This window comes from Roseateles sp. 22389, from assembly GCF_052044995.1.
Lineage (GTDB): Bacteria > Pseudomonadota > Gammaproteobacteria > Burkholderiales > Burkholderiaceae_C > Roseateles.
The window spans coordinates 24586-46237 of the sequence record NZ_JBQEOF010000016.1 but is presented as its reverse complement, the minus strand read 5'-3'; the positions used below and the strand labels follow the sequence as shown (position 1 = coordinate 46237).

General features: G+C 70.0%; 6 protein-coding genes. 2 read left to right on the top strand and 4 right to left on the bottom strand.

Features of this window, described 5'->3' with window-relative positions; genetic code table 11:
* Positions 1-8 precede the first annotated feature (8 nt).
* Positions 9-1352 carry a S8 family serine peptidase gene (locus ACTJKJ_RS19900; protein WP_440821498.1) on the bottom strand — a complete coding sequence of 448 codons (1344 nt, stop codon included), beginning with the start codon at positions 1350-1352 and terminating at the stop codon, positions 9-11.
* 71 nt (positions 1353-1423) lie between these two features.
* Here ACTJKJ_RS19900 and ACTJKJ_RS19895 point away from each other — a divergent pair, with 71 nt between their 5' ends.
* Both ACTJKJ_RS19895 and ACTJKJ_RS19890 read left to right on the top strand, forming a co-directional pair.
* Complete coding sequence (locus tag ACTJKJ_RS19895) at positions 1424-1921, top strand: RNA polymerase sigma factor (protein ID WP_440821497.1); 498 nt, start codon at positions 1424-1426, stop codon at positions 1919-1921.
* 7 nt (positions 1922-1928) lie between these two features.
* A complete protein-coding gene (locus ACTJKJ_RS19890) occupies positions 1929-2921 on the top strand; it encodes an anti-sigma factor family protein (protein ID WP_440821496.1) in 993 nt (330 codons plus the stop codon).
* 113 nt (positions 2922-3034) lie between these two features.
* On the opposite strand, the gene ACTJKJ_RS19885 is transcribed toward ACTJKJ_RS19890, so the two are convergent.
* From ACTJKJ_RS19885 to ACTJKJ_RS19875, 3 genes are all read right to left on the bottom strand, one after another.
* Entirely contained in the window at positions 3035-4222 is a 1188-nt protein-coding gene (locus tag ACTJKJ_RS19885) for a DUF4382 domain-containing protein (RefSeq protein WP_440821495.1), read from the bottom strand.
* Positions 4223-4445: 223 nt separating this feature from the next.
* Positions 4446-4826 carry a hypothetical protein gene (locus ACTJKJ_RS19880; protein ID WP_297382482.1) on the bottom strand — a complete coding sequence of 127 codons (381 nt, stop codon included), beginning with the start codon at positions 4824-4826 and terminating at the stop codon, positions 4446-4448.
* Positions 4827-4918: 92 nt separating this feature from the next.
* Positions 4919-21631: a two-partner secretion domain-containing protein gene (locus tag ACTJKJ_RS19875; RefSeq protein ID WP_440821494.1), complete on the bottom strand. Its 16713-nt coding sequence runs from the start codon at positions 21629-21631 to the stop codon at positions 4919-4921.
* Positions 21632-21652 lie beyond the last annotated feature (21 nt).

Below are 21652 nucleotides of genomic sequence, written 5' to 3'. Positions count from 1 at the left end.
AATGGTTTTCAGCGCAGGTCGCCGGCGTTCACGCGCAGCGAGGCGCCGACGAGCCCGATGCCATACACGTCGTCACGCCCCGGGGCGCCCAGGTCGATCGCCTCGCGCGCGAGCGCATTGAAGGCCGACGAGGACGCGGCTCGATCGGACGACGGCAGGCGCGCCGCGAGCAGTCCCGCCACCAGCGGCGCGGCGAACGAGGTGCCGCGCACCGCCGCGTAGCCGCGCCCGCCGGCCTCGGCGGCGACCATGTCGGCCCCCGGCGCGGCGAAGGCGACATGTGGCCCGCGCCCGGCTTCGACGAGCACGCGCCGGCGCGCGTCGACGCCGGTGACCGCGATCACGCCGGGCCATGCGGCCGGATAGAGCGGCGGCGCCGACGGCCCGTCGTTGCCGACCGGCGCGACGATCAGCAGTCCCTTGTCCTGCGCCGCCTCGACCACGCGTCGCAACAGCGCGTTGGGCGGGCCGACCAGGCTGATGTTGACCACGCCCACCCGCATCCGCGCCAGCCAGGCGAAGCCTTCGGCAATCGCCTGCACGCCGCCGCCGGCCTGGGACCCGCCCTCGCAATACACGTCCATCGCGAAGAGGCGCCCGCGCGGCAGCGCGCCGCGGAAGCCGATCTCGGAATCGCCCACCAGCAGCGACGCCACGGCCGTGCCATGCGCCGCGGGCCGGGCCTGGCCCGCGCAACCCTGTCGAGTCAGCGCCACGTGCCGCAGCGAGGGATGGGCGGCATCGACGCCGCTGTCGATCATGCCGACGCGACGCTCGCCGGTGACGGCCCCTTCGGTCCCGATGGAGCCGGTCGCGCTTGCGCTTGCGAGCGTCGTCGACGTCGCCGTGCCCGCGTCGACGTAGACATGGTGATAGTCGTAGCTGCCCTCCGGGTCCTCGGCGCGCAGCTGCGCGATCCGCGCGGCCAGCGCTGAAGGCGAGGTCCCTGCGGACGTCCGCAGCCGCAGCCAGGCGAGGTCCAGCCCGTCCAGCCGCGTCTCCTCCACCCGCTCCCACCCGTCCATCGACAGCACGCGCTGCCGCGCCTGCGTCGACGACGGCAACGCGAGCACCTCGCCGATGAACACCAGTTCGTCCGCCGCGTTGCGCTGAAGCTGGTCGGGATGGCGCCGAAGCAGCTGATCGGCGAGCCGCTCGCGCCAACGCAGCGGATCGACCGGCGCGAGCAACTGGCTGGTCGAGGTCAACAGCGGCTCGGTGCGGCGCAGCAGCTCGCCGCCGGGGAGGCGGCCACCACCGGGCAGATTGGGCAGACGGACCTGCGCCGACGCGGGCAGCGCCGTGATCAAGGCCGCGGCCAGGCCGAGGATCGGAAGGAATTTCAAGCTCATCGACGGATAACGTCCGGCGCACGGAAGAAAATCCGCGCCGCCGTCGTTCTATTCATCAGGCATCCCATCGCATGAGCATATTGGAGTTGCAATCCGCCCTGGCCGCGCTGCTGCCCCGGCTGCGGCGCTTCGCCCGCAGCCTGACGCATCACCGCGAGGATGCGGACGACCTCGTGCAGGTGGCGGTGGAGCGGGCGCTGCGGGCCTTGGACCAGTACGAGGCCGGCACGCGCCTGGACAGCTGGATGTTCAGGATCATGAAGAACGCCTGGATCGACGAGCAGCGCGCCCGCGGCCGGCGCGCCGAGGTGCTGGCCCCCGAGGAGGCGGGCGAGCACGTCGGCGTGTCCGAGACGGGTCGGCACATCGCGCGCTTGTCGGTGCAGGCGGCGATGGCGCGGCTCCCCGAGGAGCAGCGCCTGGTGGTCGGCCTGGTGCTGGTCGAGGGCCTGCCCTACAAGGAGGCCGCGGCGGTGCTGGAGGTTCCGATCGGCACCGTCACCAGCCGGCTGGCACGGGCGAAGGACACGCTGCAGCAACTGCTGGGCGACGGCGACATCGACGCATGAGCGGCACATGAGCGGCGAAGGACAGGACATGAACGGCGCAATGGATTCCGGCCGCGAGCGCGGCCAACACAGCGGCGATGACGGCGATGAGGTCGGCGGCGCAGGCCCGGGTCGGGCGCGCGGCGAGCACCGCGAGCACGAGCTCGATGTCGCGCGGACGATGGACGACGCGACGCGCGTCGCCGCCTATGTCGACGATGAGATGGACGCGGCGGAGCGCACCCGCTTCGAGGCGAGGCTGGCGGAGGATGCGACGCTCGGCGCCGCGGTGTCGAGGGAGCGACGCCTGCGCGCGCGGCTGACGCACGCCTTCGATCCCGTGCTGGCGGAGCCCGTGCCGGAGCGGCTGAGCGCGCTCTTCGCGAGTCGCGAGGCCGTCACCGAGCCCGCCACCGAGCCCGCGCCCGCCGCGGCGCCCGGTCCGTCCGCCAAGCCAGGCACCAAGCCAGACACCAAGCCCATCGACCTCGGCGAGGAACGTCGGCGTCGCCGCGGAGGCTGGCTGGCCTGGGGCGGCATGGCGGCCAGCCTGGCGCTGGGCGTGTTGATCGGCACGACCTGGCTGGCGCCGCGCGGAGCGCTCGAGGTGGCGGCAGACGGCGGCTGGCTCGCCGAGGGCGCCCTCGCTCAGGCTCTGGACGCGCAGCTGTCCGGCGCGGCGGCGCCCGGTTCCTCTACCCGCGTGGGCCTGAGCTTCGTGTCGCGGGACGGTCGATACTGCCGCGCCTTCACGGTGGGCGTGGCGGATGCCGGCGGTGCCACGGCGGGCCTGGCCTGCCGTGGCGACGACGCATGGCGCGTGCGGCAACTCGCGACGATCACGGCGGGGTCCGCGTCAGCGTCCCCGACCGCATCGACATCCGCAGCGTCGGAAGCCTTCCGGATGGCGGCCTCTCCCTGGCCGCAAGCGCTGCTCGACGACATGGATCGCCTGCGCGAGGGCGATCCCTTGTCGAGCGCGGACGAGCGGGACGCCATGCGTCGCGACTGGCGGCGCTGAGCCCCGCAGCGGCGCTTGACGTCCACCTTCGCGTGCAGTCCGCGCGCAGCACGGGGGGAGCCTGCCAGCCGGTCACGCGACGCCCCAGCCGGGACGCCGCGATGGCGGTCGACTCAAGGGAACGAGAAGTTGGTGGTCGTCGTCGCGCCGGCGGTCAGCGTCAGCGGTCCGGCCGTCTTCGTCGCCAGGCCGGAACTGGCCTCCAGCCCGTACTTCGCCGCGGCGCTCGCATCCGCGCCGAAGTTCAACGCACCCAGCGGCGCGACGTACGCCGCCACCATCGGCGCGCCGGTCGGCAGCGTCATGCTGTAGGCGCCGGTGGTCGCATCGACGCCGCGTGTCGCGACCTCGATCTTTTCGCCGCCGAGCAACGTCTGGGTCGCTCGCACGCTCGCGTCGATCGGCGTGAGGCTGGTGGTGACGGTCCCGGCCGCGGTGCCGCTCATCGAGACGCCCAAACTCAGCGGCGAGGTGGCGCCGTTGAGCAAGGTGACGGTGGAGGCGGCCACGGTCAAACCGGTGACGACGTCGGTCGTGCGTCCTGGCGCGGTGATGACCAGCGTGTAGCTGCCCGGCGCGACCGGCTGCAGCAGGAACTTGCCGGTTGAATCCGGCGCGGTCGCCTTGATGACCACCCCGCCCTGCTGGACGGACACCGTCGTCGCGCCGTTGGCCGCCGCGCTGTCGACGTAGCCGCTGACACCCGAGACGAAGTTGGGCGTGACGGCGACGACCGGCTTGAGCAGGTACTTGCCGGAGTTGCCGGCGGTGACGACGGACTTGCAGGCGTCGAAGTCGAGCACGAAGTCGGCGAGCTGGTTGGCGGCGATGGTGATGTCGACGTTGAGCTTCACGCCGCTCTGGATCGCGCTGGGCGTGTCGAGCGCGACTTCGGTGCCGCCGGTCGGCACGATCGAGTTCAGCAAGGGATCGCTGCCGCCATTGGCGGCGAGCACGAGGCGCATCTGCGTGTAATGGCCGGCCTGCAGGGGGATCTGCCCGAGGGACGCGAGCACGCCGTTGGTCAGCGTGAGCAGGTCCACGCGCTTGGGGGTGCTGAAATTCAGTTCCGCCCAGCCGGCGTCGGTGTCAGCGGCGGTTGTGCTCTGGTGGACGCGGATCTTCTGGATCGCGACGTTGACCTGGTCGAAGCCGCAAGTGGGGGCGTCGGTCAAGGAGAGGCCGAGGGTGCCCATGGCCGCGGCGGGTGGGTCATCGCCGCCGGAGCCGCCGCCGCAGGCGGCAAGCAGGGTGAGACAGGCGGCGGTCAGGCCGGCAGTGAGAAAGCGGGGGAACTTCATGGCGGCTCCTTGCCTTTCGGCTTCCGCCTGGACACGGATTAAAGCCGATGGGTACGGGGAGCGTACGCCTTGCGCTTCAGCAAGGGCGATGCGAGGTGGTGGGAAGTATCACCAGATGCAACGGCGCCGCTTATCTGCTTTTGGTCTACACCGCTCGGGTGCCTCCATAGCGAGCGGTGTCCCCAACTGTGGATTCGAAATTTTTAACTCATTCAACGGGTAGTTAAATGAATCCTTTCGGCCAATCCGCGTAGGTTGCGCTGCCCCACCGCTCCGGAAAATCAGGAAATGTTTCAAACCCTTCATCTACGCGCCTCACGTAATTACTCAGAATCGCAGGCGCATAGGCTTCATTGAACAGCAGCTTCCAAACGAGTCTTTGGAATACTGCGAGATCAGAGAAATAATCACTCATATCTCCGCTCTTCTTCCAACGATCTTCTATACCGGGGAGCCAGTACCCCGAGAAGGAGACGTTCTGACTGATACAGACGCGACACGCCTCCATCCTGAGCGCTCGACCCGTGTCGCTCCAATCCGCAGTTTGAGGCAACAGCCACTTTTCGATCGCCCGTTGCGCTTGCAATGGATCATTCAAATCCATGGAGAATAGCTCATCGTAATACCTGTAATGTTCGGCTACGTCCTGATAAAAGGGCCACATTATTAGTTCAGCGTGACCTAATGAAACTTCTCTCAAGGCCTTACTCCTCGCGGATCGGGCATTACGACGCCCTTATCAATTTCCGGGAAGGCGGTATACGCCTTTCCAGTCGTCTTGTCAATGCCCACCATGATTTTCTCAGTCCACCTATACTCCCCTACCACGCCGTTCGTGATATTTGTATTGGTAGCACCCATATAACCCTCGCCGACCGGTCGACCAAAATCAATTGAGATCTTTCCATTTGAATATGCAGACGGGTCGGCAGCATACTTTGCCTCCGCTTGCTTGATTGCAAGCTCCATATCGGGAGCATTAAATACTTTCGACGCATTGACAGGAGCCTGGGTCGCACCTGTTTGCGGATTTATACCAAATATTGCACGATTGTATTGCTCCGTCAGGGTAGTTCCCGCCCCATGCTTCGCTGTGTAATGAGGGTTGCTAGTTCCGTTTGCGGCATCGAGAGCCACCTTATCGCGCAATGCGATTTCTGCGGCGGCATTTGGCGGGGCCGCATATGGATCCACCCCTCCATCGCGTTCCGCATTTTGAGCGATCCGCTGTGCGTTCTTCGCGGCGATATACGCGTCCATCTCTGATTGAGACACGATCTTCGCGGTGACCATCTCATCAAGGGCTTGACCAATTTTCGGCACAAGCACGCCACCAATGCTCACTACTGCAACGGTCCCGCCACCAACGACGCCCCCAATTACAGCTTCCTTGGCAACCTGTTTTCCATCGATCGTTCCCTTGTCAATATATTGATCACTTGCGCTAGACGTCCCTCCGACCACTGCGCCACCGATCACTGCGCCGGGAATCGTTGCTGGGGCAGTCGCAATAACAGCGACGACAACGCCTCCCTTCACTGCATCTTTGGTCAGCGACTTCTTGACCGCAGCGTCGTATGCGTCGAGTTGAGCCTTGTCCTCTGCGCTCAGCCCGAACCTGGCGATGTTGTCCGTGTTTTGGCAACTCACTGCCGGGCAGTCAGCGATTGCCAAGCGGAACGACTGCCCGTTTGCGCTGACCGTTTGATATTGCAATCCCGTGGCCTTGCCGCTTTGAGCCAGTTCGGGATAGGTAATCTTCTTTGGCGCCAGATCGTAGTAAGGAGAGTTTTCCCCGCCCGTGTTGGCTCGAACAAAGGCCGCGAGATCCGGATCGATATTGGATGAGTTCAGTGCGGTATTGTCGCGATTGATCTGAACGAAGCTCTTCCCGTTATCGCCCGTGGTGAACGGTGCACCCTTGTCATAGAAGGCATTGGGATCCTTTGGATCACGAATGACCATGCCGGCGGTGACATCTTCCTTGTAATAGCTATTTCCGCTATTACGCATCGCGTCTTCGATCTGCTCCTGGGTGTATTTACCCTTGCTCCTCTTCGCCAGTTCAGCAGCCTTATCGCGCTCCTTGGGGTGCAACTGCCGATTGTTGTAGTCCTGATTCAAGCCAGCTGCTGCGCCGTCGAAACCGCCACCGGCGATCGCACCGAGACCCGTAGCGAGCGCCCCGCTCGCCAGCTTTGACAGTGCCGTCGCCCAATCGTTCTTTTGATCCTCTCCCCCTAGACCCGCCTTATCAAGCCGGTCCCTGAGCGTCTCCTGAAGTGAGTTCAGTTGATCGGCCACCTTCGCGCTCGCAGCAGCGCCCAATGCTCCGCTGAGATCGCCGGTCATCGCGCCAATCACCGCATGCGCCGCCACTCGGTATTCACCGCCCTCCTCGTACTTCTTGGCCTCCTGCTCTTTGCCTTCAGCCCGCAGCTTGTCCGCCTGCTTCTTGAATTGTTCGGCCACCTCCTTCGACGCCTGCGCCCCAAACTCCGCCACGATCTGCGCATTCACCTTCACCTGCTGCGCGAGCTTCTGCCCATCCCAGCCCTGCGACAGCTTGCCCGCAGTCGCATCGTTCGTCGCGCCGCGGTCCAGCTTCTCCAGCGTCGCCTGACTCGCCGCATCCCCGCTGGTGATCGTCGTGCTGCCCGCGCTGATCGTGCTGCGCGTCGTGCTGCGCTCGTCGCCGCTGTCCTTGAAGGCGCCCGCCATGCCGCCGCTCGTGCCCGCGCTCACCGTCACGGCGCTGGCGCTGAACTGGCTGCGGTTGTCGATGTCGCTGCTGGTCAGCGTGCCGGTGCTGAAGCTGTTCTTGCCCGCGTCGATCGCCGCCTGGCTGCTCGTGATCGCACCGCCCTTGAGGTCGGTGTTGCCCTTCACGCTCACCTGGAAGCCGCCGTCGCCGGCGCGGATGCCGGCCTGCTCGCCCACCGCCGCATAGTCCGCGTTGACCTTGGACTGGCTGAAGTTGGCGTTGCCGCCCGCCCCGTACCCGACGGTCACGCTGCCGCCCATGCTCTGGCTCTTCGAGTCGAACTTGGCCGTGTCCTGCAGGCTCTCGATCTTGAGGTTGCCGCCGATGTCGGCCACCACCTTCGGCGCCGTCACCACCGCGCCGCCCAGCGTCGTATCCCCACCCGACTGCAGCGTCACCGAGCTGCCGCCCGTGACCTGCGTGGCCGAGTAGTTCGTGTCCTTGCCGTCCGCGTTGCCCTTGGACACGCTGGCGCTGGCGGTGAAGCCCAGCCGGTTCTCCTTGCCCAGCGAGATGCCGATGCCAATGGACGCGCTGCTGCTCGAGTCCTTGCTGTGCTGCTCGCTGGTGTTCTGCGCGGCCAGCAAGTCGATCTTGTTGTCCGCCTTGATGAACACGTCCTGACCCGCCAGCGTGCTGCCTCGCACCGTGACGTTGGAGTCCTGCCCGCCGCCGGTGGCGATGAGGCTCAGCTTGCCGTCCGCGAGCACCGAGCTCCCCGCGGCCTGGTTCGCCTCGTTGTGCTGCGAGCTCTTGCTCTGCTGGCTGCCCACCGACAGGCTGATGCGGATGCTCTGCTCCTGCTGCGCCTTGGCCAGGTCGTTGAACTTCTGGATCTCCTCGACCGCCTGCTTGGCCTTGGAGATCGCCGTGGCCGCCGCCAGTGCCTTCATCCGGTCGTCCTGCGTCTGCGTGACGTGCTCCCCGGCCTTGATGGCGCCCATCGCCGCATCCACGCCCGGTGCGCTCAAGGACAGCGACAGCCCGCTCTGCCTGAACTTGGTCTCCGTGTCCTGCGCCGACTGGTTGCGCGCCTCCACGATGTCGATGGACTTGCCCTTGATCGTCACGTCGCCCTGCGGCGCCTGCACCTCCGAGCCCACCTGCCGGTACTTGCCGCCGGCGTAGATGTCCACGTCCCCGGCGACGCTGGCCACCACCGAGCCCTGGTGCGTCTCCTGGCTCGTCTTCGTCGCCTGCGACAGTTCCTGCTTGCCGATCGTCACCCCGATCCCGCCGCCGCTGAACAGCCCCGACTTCACCGTCTTCTTGAACTGCTCCGTGTCCACCGAGTTGGTGACGCCATCGATGGTGATGTCGCGGTCGGCGATGAGCTTGGTGCCGTTGTCCGAAACCGCCTGCGCCGCGGCCAGCGTGATGTCGCGCCCGGCCACGATGTTGACCGTGTCGCCCGACAGCGTCGTGCCGATCGCGGTCGTCGTGTCCGTCTTGTTGTAGGTCGTGACGGTCTTCTTCTTGAACAGACTCTTCTTGGTCTTCTGCGTCATCTCCTCGACGACCTTGTTGGCCTCGCCGGCCAGCAGCTCGACGTCGCGCCCTGCGCTCAGCGTCACCGCGCCTTGCGCGCTGGCGATCTGCGCGGCCGTGGCGCTCAGGTCCTGGCCGGCCTTGAGCAGCACCGCGCCCTCGGCCTTGATCTCCGTGCCCACGTCCTGGCGCTGGCTTTCCTTCTTGAAGTTGGTCGCGTTCCAGACCTGGTCGCGCGAGCTCGAGGTCTGCACCGTGCTCAGCGTCAGGTCGCGCCCGGCGGCCACCATCACGCCGCCCTCGGCGCCCGCGCCCTCCGCGCCGCCCTGCGTGATCTGCACCGCCTGCAGCTGCGCGTCGCGCCCGGCCTGCACCACCATCACGCCGCCCGCGGTGAGCGAGGCCACCTGGTCCAGCACCGTCGCCTTGGTCGTGACGTTGCCCCTCACCGTGCCGCCGCTGGCCGTGGTGCTCTGCATGACGACGTCACGCCCCGCCACCAGGCTCATGTCGCCCGTGGCCGCCAGCTGCCCGCCGATGTTGCGCAAGTCCTCGCGCGCCGTCAGCGCCAGCGTCGTGGCGCGCATGTCGCCGGTGTTGGCGATGTTCTGCGCCTGGATGGCCACCGCCCCGCCGCGCACACTGCCGCCGTTGTTGAAGTCGCCCGTCAGCGCCATCTCCACCCGGCCGCCGGCGATCAGCGAGCCGCTGGGCAGCAGGTCGCCCTCGCGCGGCACCAGGTACACCTGCGGCACCAGCACGCGCTGCGTCGTGCCGTCCGCCAGCGTCACCGTCTGCTCCACCAGCCACACCAGGTCGCTGGTGAGCTGCGTCATCTGCTCGGCGCTCAGCGCCACGCCCGGCACCAGCTGGTGCTCCTTGGCGAAGGTCGCGCCGTTGGTCAGCAGCGCGCGGTACATCGACTCGTCGTCCGCGTAGCCCGACAGGTAGCCCGTGCCGGTGAGCTGGCCGATCTGCTCGCGCACCAGGCGCTGCTCGTAGAAGCCGTCGCCCAGGCGCTTCTGCGTCACGGTGGGATCCAGCGCCATCTGCTGCAGCAGGAAGTCGCTGGAGAGCCACTCGCGGTAGTTGGCAAAGCGCGGGTCCGTCTCGACCAGGTACTTGCTACCGGGCTCGCTGTGCGTCTTGAACAGGCTGTTGGAGGGCAGCGTGAGGTTGGGCAGTACGCCGAACAGGCGGCCGCCGACGCTCAGGCCCGAGACCCTCAGCGCCGCGTTCTGCGCCGCGCCCGGCCGGCTCGTCGAGCCGGCTTGCGTCGTCACCTTGCCGATCTGCGTCGTGGCCTTCTGGTCGGTCTGCGCGGACGCGTCGACCTGCGCGGCCGCCGCGGCACGGGCCTGCTGAAGCAGGCCGGCGATGCCGGTCCGCGCCGTGCCCTGCACCTGTTGCGTCGTGCTGTTGCCCTGCGCGGCGTCGATCGCCTGCCCATCGCGGAACTGCGTGGTCACGCGCGCGCCTTGCAGGTCCTGCGCGGAGCCCGTCTGCACCGCGTCGCCATCGCGCTCGTGACGGAGCGTCGCCTCCACCTGCGCGCCCGCGTCGCCGGACTGCGCGGCGGCGATGGCGCGCTCGGTCGCGGTCGCGCCACTGCGCTGGATCGCCTGGACCACGCCGGCGCCCGCGGCGCCGTTGCCCGTCGCCACTGCGTTCGACGTGATCGCACTGCCCGCCCGCACCTGCGCATTGCCTTGCGCGTTGGCCTGCGCCGCAGCGCCCTGCTGCACCTGGCGGATCAAGCGGGTGAGGAAGCCGCCAGTACCAGCGCCACCGCTCACGTTGGCGGAAGCACCGCCTTGCGCCTGTTGCGCCGAGGCACCGCCCCCGGTGCTCACCGCACCAGCGCCCTGGCGCCCGCCCGGCGCCTGCGACACCTGCCCCACCACCGGCGCACCGCCCGCCAGCGAGAGATTCACCGTATGCGCCACGCCCTGCGTGTCGACGGCCGTCACCGTGTGCGGCACGTTCGTGACCTGCCCACCGGTGATCGCCACGCCAGTCATGCCGATCACCTGGCTCATGTCGTTGTTGATCGTGCCGGCACCGATGCTCAAGGTGCCGCCCACGATGATCTTGGCCGCGAGCGACTGCGTCAGCGGCGCGCCCGCGGGAGTGCCACCGAAGGAATCCCACGAGATGATCCGGTCGCCAGGATGCGTCTGCGCGTAGTTGTTCAATGCCTCCTGTGGCGTGCGCCCGTTCAATGGAACGAAGAGGTCCTCCACCGGCCCGTTGTTCTTCGACACGAGAATGCTCAGGGAGCCCCCCGAGCCCGGCGTGTAGTTGCCCCACATCAGGTACGGGTTGACGTTGTCGATGCGGTTGGCCGTCAGCATCAGGTTGCTGCGCGCCTCGATCGTGGCGCCGCTGTTGAGCAGCGTGTCGCCGGAGATCGTCATGTCCCCTCCGGCGCGGATGAAGGCCTTCGGCGTGAGGTTGCCCAGGGCGGTCGCACCGCCACTGATGGACCCGCCGACTCCTTCACCACCTTCGCTTGCGGTGTCAGTCTCCGTGAGCTCCCCAGGCTTGCCACCACCACCGGTGCTCTCACCCGCGGTCACCGTCCCTGCGGACGAGCCGGTACCGACGCCGGGCAGCACCGTCCTGTTCACGATCGCCCCCGTCATCTGCAGCGCCAGCGCGCGGCTGGCCTCGATGGTCGAGTTCTCGTTGAGCAGACTCGCGCCCGCGAGCCGCAGGTCACCGTCCGCGAAGATCAGCGCCCCATCCGTGTTGGAGATCTCGCGCGTGAGCTGCGCGTCGATCGAGCGCCGGCCCGCGATCACCGCCGCCACGCCGCCCTCCGCGCCGTTGACCAGCGCGCCACCGTCGATGACCACGTCCCCGCCGTAGATCCGCCCCGTGCCCACGTTGACCAGCCGGTCCGAGGTCAGCAGCACGCCATCGCCATCGATCAGGCCGCGGTTGGTGATCTGCCCCGCCGCGGTGAGCAGCGTGTTCACGCCGCTGAGTTCGCCGCTGGCCGCGTTGTCGATGCTGCTCGCCGAGATCGACAGCGTCCCGCCGCTGCGCAGCGTGCCCTGGTTGGCGAAGTTACCCGAGACGTCGAGCACCATGTCGCCCGCCGACTGGAACTGGCTGCTGGCGCCGTAGACGAAATCGCCCACGAGCTTGACGCTCATGCCCGCGCCGCTGCTGATCTGCCCGCCGACACCGCCGACACCGCCGGCGAGCTCGCGCAGGTTCAGCCCCATCGCGCTGCCCGACCAGATGCGCCCACCCGCGTTGTTCAGCGACAGCGCCGACACCGACGCCCCATCCCCGATCGTCTGCGTGCCCGACGCACCCAGCGCCCCGCCCGCGTTGTTGAGCGACTGCGCGATCATCAGCCCCAGGCTCCCGCTGGCCAGCACCTGACCGCCGACGTTGTCCAGCTGCTGCGCGCGCACGGTGACCGCGCCGCCCTGGATGCCCTGGCCGGCGCCGCTGGTGTTCGTGTTGTCGATGCGGCCCGCGGCCGTGAGATTCAGCGTGCTGCCGCCGTAGATCAGCCCGCCCTGGTTGAGCACCTGCTGCGCCGACGCGTCCAGCGTCTGCGCGCCGATCAGCCGTCCACCCTGGTTGTCGAGCGTGCCGCCCACCGACACCGTCAGCGCCAAGGCCGACAGCTCCGCGCGGTTGACCAGCTGGCTCAGGTTCACCTGCGCTGATGTGCCGGCGCTGATGCCCTGCTCGTTGGTCAGCGTGCCGGCATTGAGCGTCATCGCGCCCTGCGCGCGGATGCCCGTCGGCGTCGTCACCGAGCCGTCGCGCGTGTTGTTCAGCGCCGCGCCATGCGTCTGCACCGAGAGGCCACCACCCGATTGCAGCAGCCCGCCGCGGTTCTCCAGCGTGCCGCTGTCCACCGTCAGCGACTGCGTCGCAAGCAGCCGGCCGCCGCTGTTGTCCAGCGTCTGTCCGCGCGCATCGATCACGACCGCTGCGCCCGAGACCTCGCCCCGCGCGTTGATCAGCGAGGCCGAGCCCAGATCCGCCGTCTGCCCGGCCTGAATGGCGCCGGCCGTGTTGTCGATCACGCCCTGCGCGCGCAGCGTCACGCCGCCTTGCAGGCTCGAGATCCGGCCCTGCTGGTTGCCCAGCGTTGCCGCGCTCAGTGACACGCCCTGCTGCGCGAGCAGCGTGCCGCCCGCGTTCTGCAGCGCGCCGCCCGTGGTCACGCTCAGCGTGCCGTCGCTGCCGGCCCAGCCGCCGCGGTTGTCGACATTGCCGGCGTTCAGCGTCATCGCCGCGCCGCTGCGCAGGCGGCCGCCCTGGTTGTCCAGCGTGCCGCCGATCGTGGCCTGCAGCGTCGAGTCGCTCTGCATCAGGCCGTTGCCGCCGTTGAGCAGGCTCGCGCCGCGCACGTCGAGCGCGCCCGCGCTGGCCACCGTACCGCCGCGGTTGTCGATGCCGCCCGTGATGTCGAGCAGCGCCCCGCCATTGCTGACGAGGTTGCCGCCGCGGTGGTCCAGGCTGCTGCCCGACACCGTCACGCCGGTGCCCTGCGTCTGCGCACTGACCAGCGTCACCGCGCCGGTCGCGGCGATCATCACCGCGCCATTGGCCAGGATCTGGCCCGAGCTGCCATCCAGCGAGCCCGTCGTGACCGTCAGCGGACCGCTGCCCGCCGCCATCAGCGTGCCCCGCACGTTGTCCACCGACTGCGCCTGCAGACGCAGGCCCGTGCCGGCCGCCTGGATGCGGCCATCGGTGTTGAGCAGCTGGTTGCCGATCGTCGCGGTCAGCGCACCGGCCGCGCCGGTCTGCGTCAGCGAGCCGCCGACATTGCGCCAGTCCGTCGCCGTGATGCCGACGTTGGCACCGCTCAGCGTCGCCGCGTCCGTCGACAGCAGACCCGCGCTCGCGAGCATCAGGTCACCCGCGCCCGCGACGATCGCGCGGTCCAGGCGCAGCGCGCCCAGGCCCGAGGCGGCGGTCGAGCTCATCGACACCGACGCCGCCTGCAGACGGCTGTCCTGCAGCTGCAGATCGCCGCCGCGCAGCGTCATCGCGCCCGCGGCCAGCATCGATCCGGCCGATTGCAGCGTACCCGTCGTGCGGACCGTCAGGTCGCCTTGCGCGCCCAGCGTGTTGTCCGGACGCAAGCCCGCGGCCAGCGTGCCAGCGCCAGCCAGCGCGGGCGCGTCCACGGTCAGCGCGCCCTGCGCGCCGATCAGGCCGTTGTTGGTGAGCGTCTGACCCGCGTTCACCGCCGCGTTGCCTTGCGCGTAGATGTTGCCGCTGTTGCTCAGCGCGCCGGTCGTCGTCAGCCGCGTGTCCGCGCCCGATTGCAGCGATCCCGCGTTCGTCACCTGGCTCGCGCCGATGGTCAGCGCGGTCTGCGCGTTGATCAGCCCCTGCGCGCCGTTGGTCAGCGTGCCCAGCGTCAGGTCGACAGCACGAGCGCCGAGCTGGCCGCCGGTGTTGTCCAGCGACGCCGCCTGCGCGCGCAGATCACCGCCCGCGCCCATCGCGCCGCCGGTGTTGTCGATCGCGCCAGCGACACGCAGCTGCGCATCGCCGCCGCTCAGCAGCTGGCCGCCTTGATGGCGCAGGCTGTCGGCCTGCAGCGTCACCGCCCCGCCCTGCGTCTTCGCCTGGCTCAGATCGACCGCGCCCGTCGCCGTCAGCGTCACCGCGTGCGCGCCGAGGATCTCGCCGTTTGCGCCACTCAGCGTGCCGGTCTTGAGGCTCAGCCCCTCAGCGCCCGCATGCACCAAGCGGCCGCTCGTGTTGTCGATCGAGCCCGCATTCACCGTCAGCGTGCGGCCCGCCGCGGCGATCTCGCCGCGCGTGTTGTCCAGCGCGCCCTGCAGCGTCGCGCTCAGCGCGCCGGCCTGGCCGGTCTGCGTCACCACGCCATCGACGTTGGACCAGCGCTGCGCCGTCACCGACAGCGTGTCGCCCGAGATCGACGCCGCGCCCGTGTCCATCGAACCCGCCGCCGACATCGTCAGCGCCCCCGACGACGCCAGCGTCGCGCGGTTCAGACGCAGGTCGCCGGTGCTGGCCGTCAGGTCCGCGCGCTGCGCCTGCAGCTTCGCGTCCTGCAGCTGCAGCGTGCTGCCCGACAACGTCATCGCGCCCGCGGCCACGGTCTGGCCGCTCTGCTGCAATGCGCCGCTCGTGCGAAGCGTCAGATCGCCCTGCGTGCCGAGCGTGTTGTCCGACTTCAGGCCGGCGACGAATCCACCGCTGCTCGCGATGCTCGCCGCCTGCACCGACAGCGCGCCCTGCGCCGCCAACATGCCGCTGTTCGTCAGCGCGCCCTCGGCGGTGATCGTCAGCGGGCCGCGCGCGTACGCGCTGCCGGTGTTGCCGAAGGCGCCATGCACCGTCAGGTCCATCGCCGCCTGCGACTGCAGGCTGCCGGCGTTGTCGAGCTGGCCGGCTTCGATCGTCAGCGCCTGCGCCGAAGCGATCAGACCCTGACCGCCGTTGAGCAGCCGGCCCGCCGTGCTCAGGCTGACCGCGCGGCCGCCCAATTGGCCATCCGTGTTGTCCAGCGAAGCCGCGACGATGCGCAGGTCCTCGCCCGTCTGCATCAGGCCGCGCGTGTTGTCCATCGCGCCGCCGACGGTGAAGGCCGCGCCGGTCTGGCTCAGCAGCTTGCCGTCGCGATGGCTGAGGCTGCCCGCGTTCACCGTGATGTCGCGCGCCTGTGTCAGCGCGCCATCCAGCGTCAGCGCGCCCGGCGTCTGGATCGCCAGCGCGCCCTTGCCCAGGATCTCGCCGCCGGTGCCGTCGAGCTGCTGCGCGCTCAGCGTCAGCGTGCCGGTGCCGGCATGCAGCAGCGTGCCTTGGCGGTTGTCGATGCGCACCGCGGCGAGCGTCACGTCCGCCGCGTTGGCCGCGATCGAGCCGCCCTGGTTGATCAGCGCCTGCGCCACCGAGACGCGCAGCTCGCCATCCGCCGCGCTCTGCGCGAGATCGCCGCCGGCGTTGCGCCAGTCGGTCGCCGTGATCGACACCGAGCCCGCGCCCAGCGTCGCGCCGGAGGTGTCCAGCGCATTCGCCGCGGACAGCGTCAGGCGCGCGCCGCCAGCCACCGTCGCGCGGTCCAGGCGCGCGTCGCCGGCCAGCGCCGTCATCGTCACGCGCTGCGCCTGCACGCGGCTGTCCTGCAGCGCGAGTGCGGCGCCGCTCATCGTCAGCACGCCGCCCGCGAGCGCGGTGCCGCTCTGCTGCAGTTGACCGCTCGCCGTCAGCGTCAGGTCGCCGCGCGTGGCGAGCGTTCCGTCCGCGTTCAGGCCGGCAGCGAAAGCGCCGTTGCTGGCGATATCGCGGGCTTCCACGGTCAGCGCGCCCTGCGCCGTCACGACGCCGGTGTTGACCAGCGCGTCTGCCTTCAGATGACCGTCACCTTGCGCGCGGACCGTCCCGCTGTTCTGCAGCGCACCGCTCGCGCGCAGGTCGAGATCAGCGCCCGCCTGCATCGAGCCTGCATTGCTCAGACTCGTCACGTCCGCCGAGAGCTTGCCGCGCGCCGCGATCAGGCCCGCGCCGGCGTTGCTCACCGTGCCGCCCGTCAGCGTCACGTCGACGGCACCGAGCTGTCCATCGCGGTTCGTCAGCGTGCCGGCATCGATCGCCAGGCTGCTCGCGCCGTGGATCAGGCCGCCGGTGTTGTCGAGTTCGCCGCCGACGGTCAGCGCCGCCGAGCTCTGCGCGAGCAGCTCGCCGCCGCGCAGCTTCAGAGTGGCCGCGTGGACCGTCACGCGGTCTCCTTGCGCCGTCGCGCCGTTCAAGTCGGCATCGCCCGCGAGGTTCAGCGCCAGCGCGCCGTTGCCGGCGATCGTGCTGTTGACGCCATTCAGCGTCGTCGCGTCCAGACGCAGCGTGCCGCCCGTCGTGCCCGCATGAATGATCTGGCCCGCGCCGTTCTCGATGCGGTCCGCCGACAGCGTCAGCGCCGAGCCATTGCCCGCGATGCGCCCGCCCTGGTTGTCCAGGACGCCGCTCAGCGTCGCGGTGAACTGGCCCGCGGCATCCGTCTGACCGATCTGGCCGCCGGCATTGCGCCAGTCGACCGCCGTGATGGCGACGCTCGCGCCGCTCATGCGCGCGCCCTCGGTGTTCAGCGTGCCGCTGCTGCGCAGGTCGAGCAGATCACGCACCGACAGCAGCGCGCGGTCCAGTCGAAGCTCGCCGCCACGCGCGTTCAGCGCGATCGACGCGGCCGTGGTCTGACTGTCCTGCAGCAGCAGCGACGCGCCCTCCAGCGTCGCGCGGCCCACCGCCTGCGCCGTGCCCGAGTGCTGCAGCGTCTGCGCCGCGGACAGCATCAGCTCGCCCTGCGCCGCCAGCGTGGTGTCCGGCTTCATGCCGGCGGCGAAGGCGCCGCTGCTGGCGATGCTGTCCGCCCGCACCGTCAGGTCGCCCTGCGCCGCAATCAGGCCGGTGTGCGTGAGCGCGCCGCCCGCCGTCACCGTCATCGCGCCCTGCGCGTAGAAGCTGCCGGAGTTATCGAGCGCGCCGCTCACGCGCACCGAGGCATCGCCCTGGCTGAGCAACTGGCCCTCGCGATGGCTGAGACTGCCCGCGTCGAGCGTGATGGTCCGGCCTTGGGTCTGCGCGCGGTCCAGCGTCGCCGCGCCGGTCACAGTCAGCGCGAGGTCGCCGCTGCTGGCGATGCGGCCGTCCGCGCCCGACAGCGAGCCCGCCGAGATTGTCAGCGCGCCCGCGCCGGCATGCGTGATCGCGCCGCCGCGGTTGTCGAGCTGGCCCGCGTTCAGCGTGGCCGACTGGGCGTTCGCGCCGATGCGGCCGCCCTGGTTGTCGATCAGTCCGGCCACGTCGACGCGCATCGCGCCCGCCGCGTCGGTCTGCGCGAGCGTGCCGCCCGCGTTGTGCCAATCGGCCGCCGCGATCGAGACGGAGCCACCGCTCAGCGTCGAGCCCGCCGCATCCAGCGCGCCGGAGGCCGACAGCGTCAGCTGCCGCGTTGCCGCGACCGTCGCCTGATCGAGCGCGAGGCTGCCCGCCAGCGCCTGCAGCGACACCGAGCCCGCCTGCGTCTTGCTGCCTTGGAGCGCGACGCTGTCGGCGCTGAACGTCAGCGCGCCACCGGCCACGGAGGTGCCGCTCTGACGCAGTTGCTGCGCGGTGACCGTCAGGTCCCCGCGATCGCCGACGGTGTTGTCGGCCTGCAGGCCCGCCGCCAAGCTGCCGCTGCTGGTCAGCGTGCCGGCCGTGATGCGGGTGTTGCCGCTCGCCGCCACGGTGCCGGTGTGATCGAAGGCGAGCGCATCCACGCGGACATCGCCCTTCGCGGTGATCAGGCCGGCATTCGTCAGCGCGGCGCGAGCCGTCAGGTCGACATCGCCTGCGGCTTGCAGCTGGCCCGCGTTGTCGAGGCGATCAGCGTTCACCGTCAGGCTCGAGCCCGAAGTCACCAGGCCCTGTCCCGCGTTGTCGATCGCGCCTGCGCGCAGCGTGACCGCCGCGCCGCCGATCTGGCCGTCGCGGTTGGTCAGCGTCGCCGCCTGCAGCGTCACCGGGCCGCCGCCCTGCACCAGACCGCTCGTGTTGTCGAGCGCCTGCGCAGCCGTGAGATCGACCGCGCCCTTGGCCACCAGCTGCGCGTTCTGCAGCGACAGGCTGGCGGCATTCACCGTGATGCGGTCAGCTTGCGTCTGCGTCTGGCTCAGGTCGGCGGCGCCACTCGTGGTCAGCGTCAGCGCGCCGTTGCCGAGGATTTCGCCCCTCGCGCCGGCCAGCGTGCCGGCGTCGATGCGCAGTTCACCCGCGGCTGTGCCCGCATGGACGATGTGACCCGCCGTGTTGTCGAGCTGCTGCGCCGACAGCGTCAGCGCCGTGCCGTTGACGGTGATGCGACCGCCGCGGTTGTCGAGCGCGCCGCTCACCGTCGCCGCGAGGCGACCGGTCGTGTCCGTCTGCGAGAGCTCACCGCCGGCGTTGCGCCATTCAGCCGCCGTTAAGGTCACCGAGCCACCGCTGAGCTGCGCGTTCTCGGAGACGATGGCGCCAGTCGCGCCCAGGTCGAGCGCGCCGGCCGAAGCCATCGCCCCGCGATCGAGGCGCAGGTCACCCGCCTTCGCCTGCGCGGTGACGCTCGCGGCCTGCGTGCGGCTGCCTTGCAGCTGCAGCTCGGCGCCTTCGAGGCGCGCGGCGCCGCCGGCCAGCGTCACGCCGCTGTGCTTCAGCGCGCCATCGGCCTTCAGCGACAGGTCACCCGTGATGCCGACGGTGTTGTCCGCCCTCAGGCCCGCGGCGAAGGCGCCGCTGCTGTCGATGGCGCCGGCATGCACGTCCAACGTACCGCCCGCGGCGATGGTGCCGCCCTGCGTCAGGGTCCCACCGTCGATCGACGCCGCGCCCGCCGCGCGGATCACACCGGCGTTGGTCAGCGCGTCGGCGCGGACGCTCAAGTCGCGCGAGGCCACGATCAGGCCGCTGCCGGTGTTGTCGACCTGCTGTCCGCGCACGTCCACGCCGCGGCCGCTCAGCTCGCCGTCACGGTTGTCGAGCTGGCGCGCATCAACGCGCAGATCGCCGCTGGTCGACAGCACGCCGCCCTGATTCGCGAGCGACTGCACGGTCATCGTCAGCGCGTCGCCGGCCGTCGAGAGGCGGCCGCCGGTGTTGTCGACGCCCTGCGCCGTCAGCGTGAGGCTGCGCGCGTTCGTCTGGATCTGGCCCTGGCGGTTGTCGAGCTGGCCCGTCAGCGCGACGTTCCAGTCGCCGGTGCCGCTCATCGCGAGCTGGCCGCCGGCATGGCGCCAGTTCTGCGCCTGCAGCGTCAGCGACGAGGCGCTCATCCGCGCGCCTTCCGTGACCAGGTCGCTGGCCGTGCTGATGCGCAGCGCATTGGAGGCCTGCAGCTGCGCGCCGGCCAGGTCGATGCCCCCGGCGTCGAAGGCCGCGTCGACGGCCAGCAGTTGGCCTCGCAGCAAGAGTTCGGAGCCCGCCGACATCGCGAGCGCGCCCTGCGTGCCCACGCGGCCGTCGCTGCCCAGGCCGGCCGCGACGGTCGCGGCGCTGCTCGTCAGCAGGCGCTGAGCGGCGCTCGCGTTCAAGTCGCGTTGAGCGGCGAGCAGGCCGCTCACGCTGAGGTCGCCGCCGGACGTGGCGCTCACGTGGCCGCCGTAGATCGAGCCGCCAAGCACCGCGCCGTCACGCGCGGAGAGCGCGAGCGCGCCACCTGCGCGCACCTGCGCGTCGGAGGCGATCGACGCCGCATCGACGGACAGACCGTTGCCGGCCGACAGCCGCGCGCTCGCGTCCTGGCGCAGCGCACCTTGCAGCTTCAGCGCGACGTCCTGGCCGTCGATCGACCCGCCCTGCTCCTGCACGAGCGAGCGCGCTTCCACGGAGATGCCGTCGCGCGCCGCGATCGCGCCCGCGGTGTTGACCACATCGGCCTGGCCCTGGATCACGATGCCGCCCGCGGCGGCGTTCAGCTCGCCGCGATCGTTGCGCAGCTCGGTGCCGGCCTGCAGCGTCACGCCGCCATCGGCGGCGACGCGCGCGTCGCGGTTGTCGATGCGGTCCGCGCTCAAAAGCGCGGTGCCGGCCGAGCGCAGCGACGCGCGTTGCTGGCTCAGCGTGCCGTCGGCCTTCAGCGAGATCGACAGCGCCCGGACATCGGCGCCATCGAGCATCAGTTGCACCGAGCGCGCGGACAGTGCGCCATTGGACAAGAGCATCGCGCCGGTCAGCGTGAGCGCACGGGCGTCCAGGGTGAGCCCACCGGTGCCGTACTGCTCGATGCTGGCGCCCTGGGCGCTGAAAGCATCGGCGGTGATCGTCAGCGCTGCGCCGTTGCTCGCGAGGCGCGCGCCATCGGCGGTGATGGTCGGCGCCTGCACGACCAAGCCGTCGCCCGCGAGCAGTTGGCCCAGTTGCGTCGCCGACTGGGAGGCGGTCAGCGACAGGCTGCCGGCTCCAGCGACGATCGCGCCATCCGAGGTCATGCCGGCAACGGTCGCGCTGCCGGCTTCGCCGCTCAGCTGCGGCGCCTTGACGTCCACGCTCCCACGCGAAGCGAGCCATCCGGCGTTGCGCACGCCGGTGTTGGACTGCACCGTCAACGACGGCGTGCCGTTGGCATCGGCCTCCTGCGCGTAGATGGTCCCGGTGTTGTCTAGCCAGCCATCGGCGCGCAGCGTCAGCTGCCCACCGACGATCTGCCCGGCCTGGCGCACGCCCAGGCCTGCTTCGGTGCCGACGAGCGTGATGCGTTGGGCGTAGATGCCGCCCAAGGCCGTGCTGTCGAGCGCATAGCGCGGCCGCTCGCCGCTCGGCGCCAGCGCTTCGCCCGCGCCATTGCCAGCGGCCGCGCCTTCGACCGTCATCACCTGCGTGCCGGTCTGGATGCGGGCGTCCTTGGCCCACAAGCCCGCATTGAGCTCCACCGCCCGCGCCAGCAGCGCGGTGTAGTCCGTCTGCGAGCCATCCAGCCCCTGCCCATCGATGCGGATCAGCCCGCCCTGCACGCCGTAGCCGGCGATGCTGCCGTCGGCGTTGAAGCGCGGCGTGCCCGTCGTCAGCACCGCGGCGCTGGCGTTGATGAAGCCGCCGCCATCCACCTGGATGCCGGCCGGGTTGGCGATGATCACCTCGGCCCGCTGCCCCGCCACTTCCACGTAGCCCTTGAGCTGGCTGGGCGCGCTGCTGTTGACCTCGTTGAGGATCACGCGCGCGCTGCCCTTGGCCAGCCACGGATTGCCCTGCACGAAACCGCCCAGCTGCGTGCTGGCATCGGTGCGCGAGTTGTTCAGGATCACGCCCTGCCTGTCGACGTCGAACTGGCTGTAGGTGTTGCGCGAGACGCCCGCCGCGCTGGGCGTCTGGATGTTGACCTGCACCGTGCCGTTGGCGCTGTTGACCACCGTCGGCTGCTGCTGCTTCGGCGCATTCGGATCGGCCTTGACCTGGGCCAGCGCCTCCGGCGCCAGCGTGATCACCGCCCCCATCGCGAAGGCCGCGGCCAGCGCGAGCAGCGCCGGCGGGCCGCGCGAGATCGCCGGCACCACCTCCGCGGCGGCCAGCGCGCGACGCGCCGGTGCCGCACTCTCCCCGCTGCCGCCTTTGGTCTGGCTGACAGCGGTCTCGGCCACGGCCATCAGTTGGCCACGTTGCTTGTTGAAGACGATTCGGTACTGGAGACGGTTCATCGTGAGCTCAACGGAGAAATT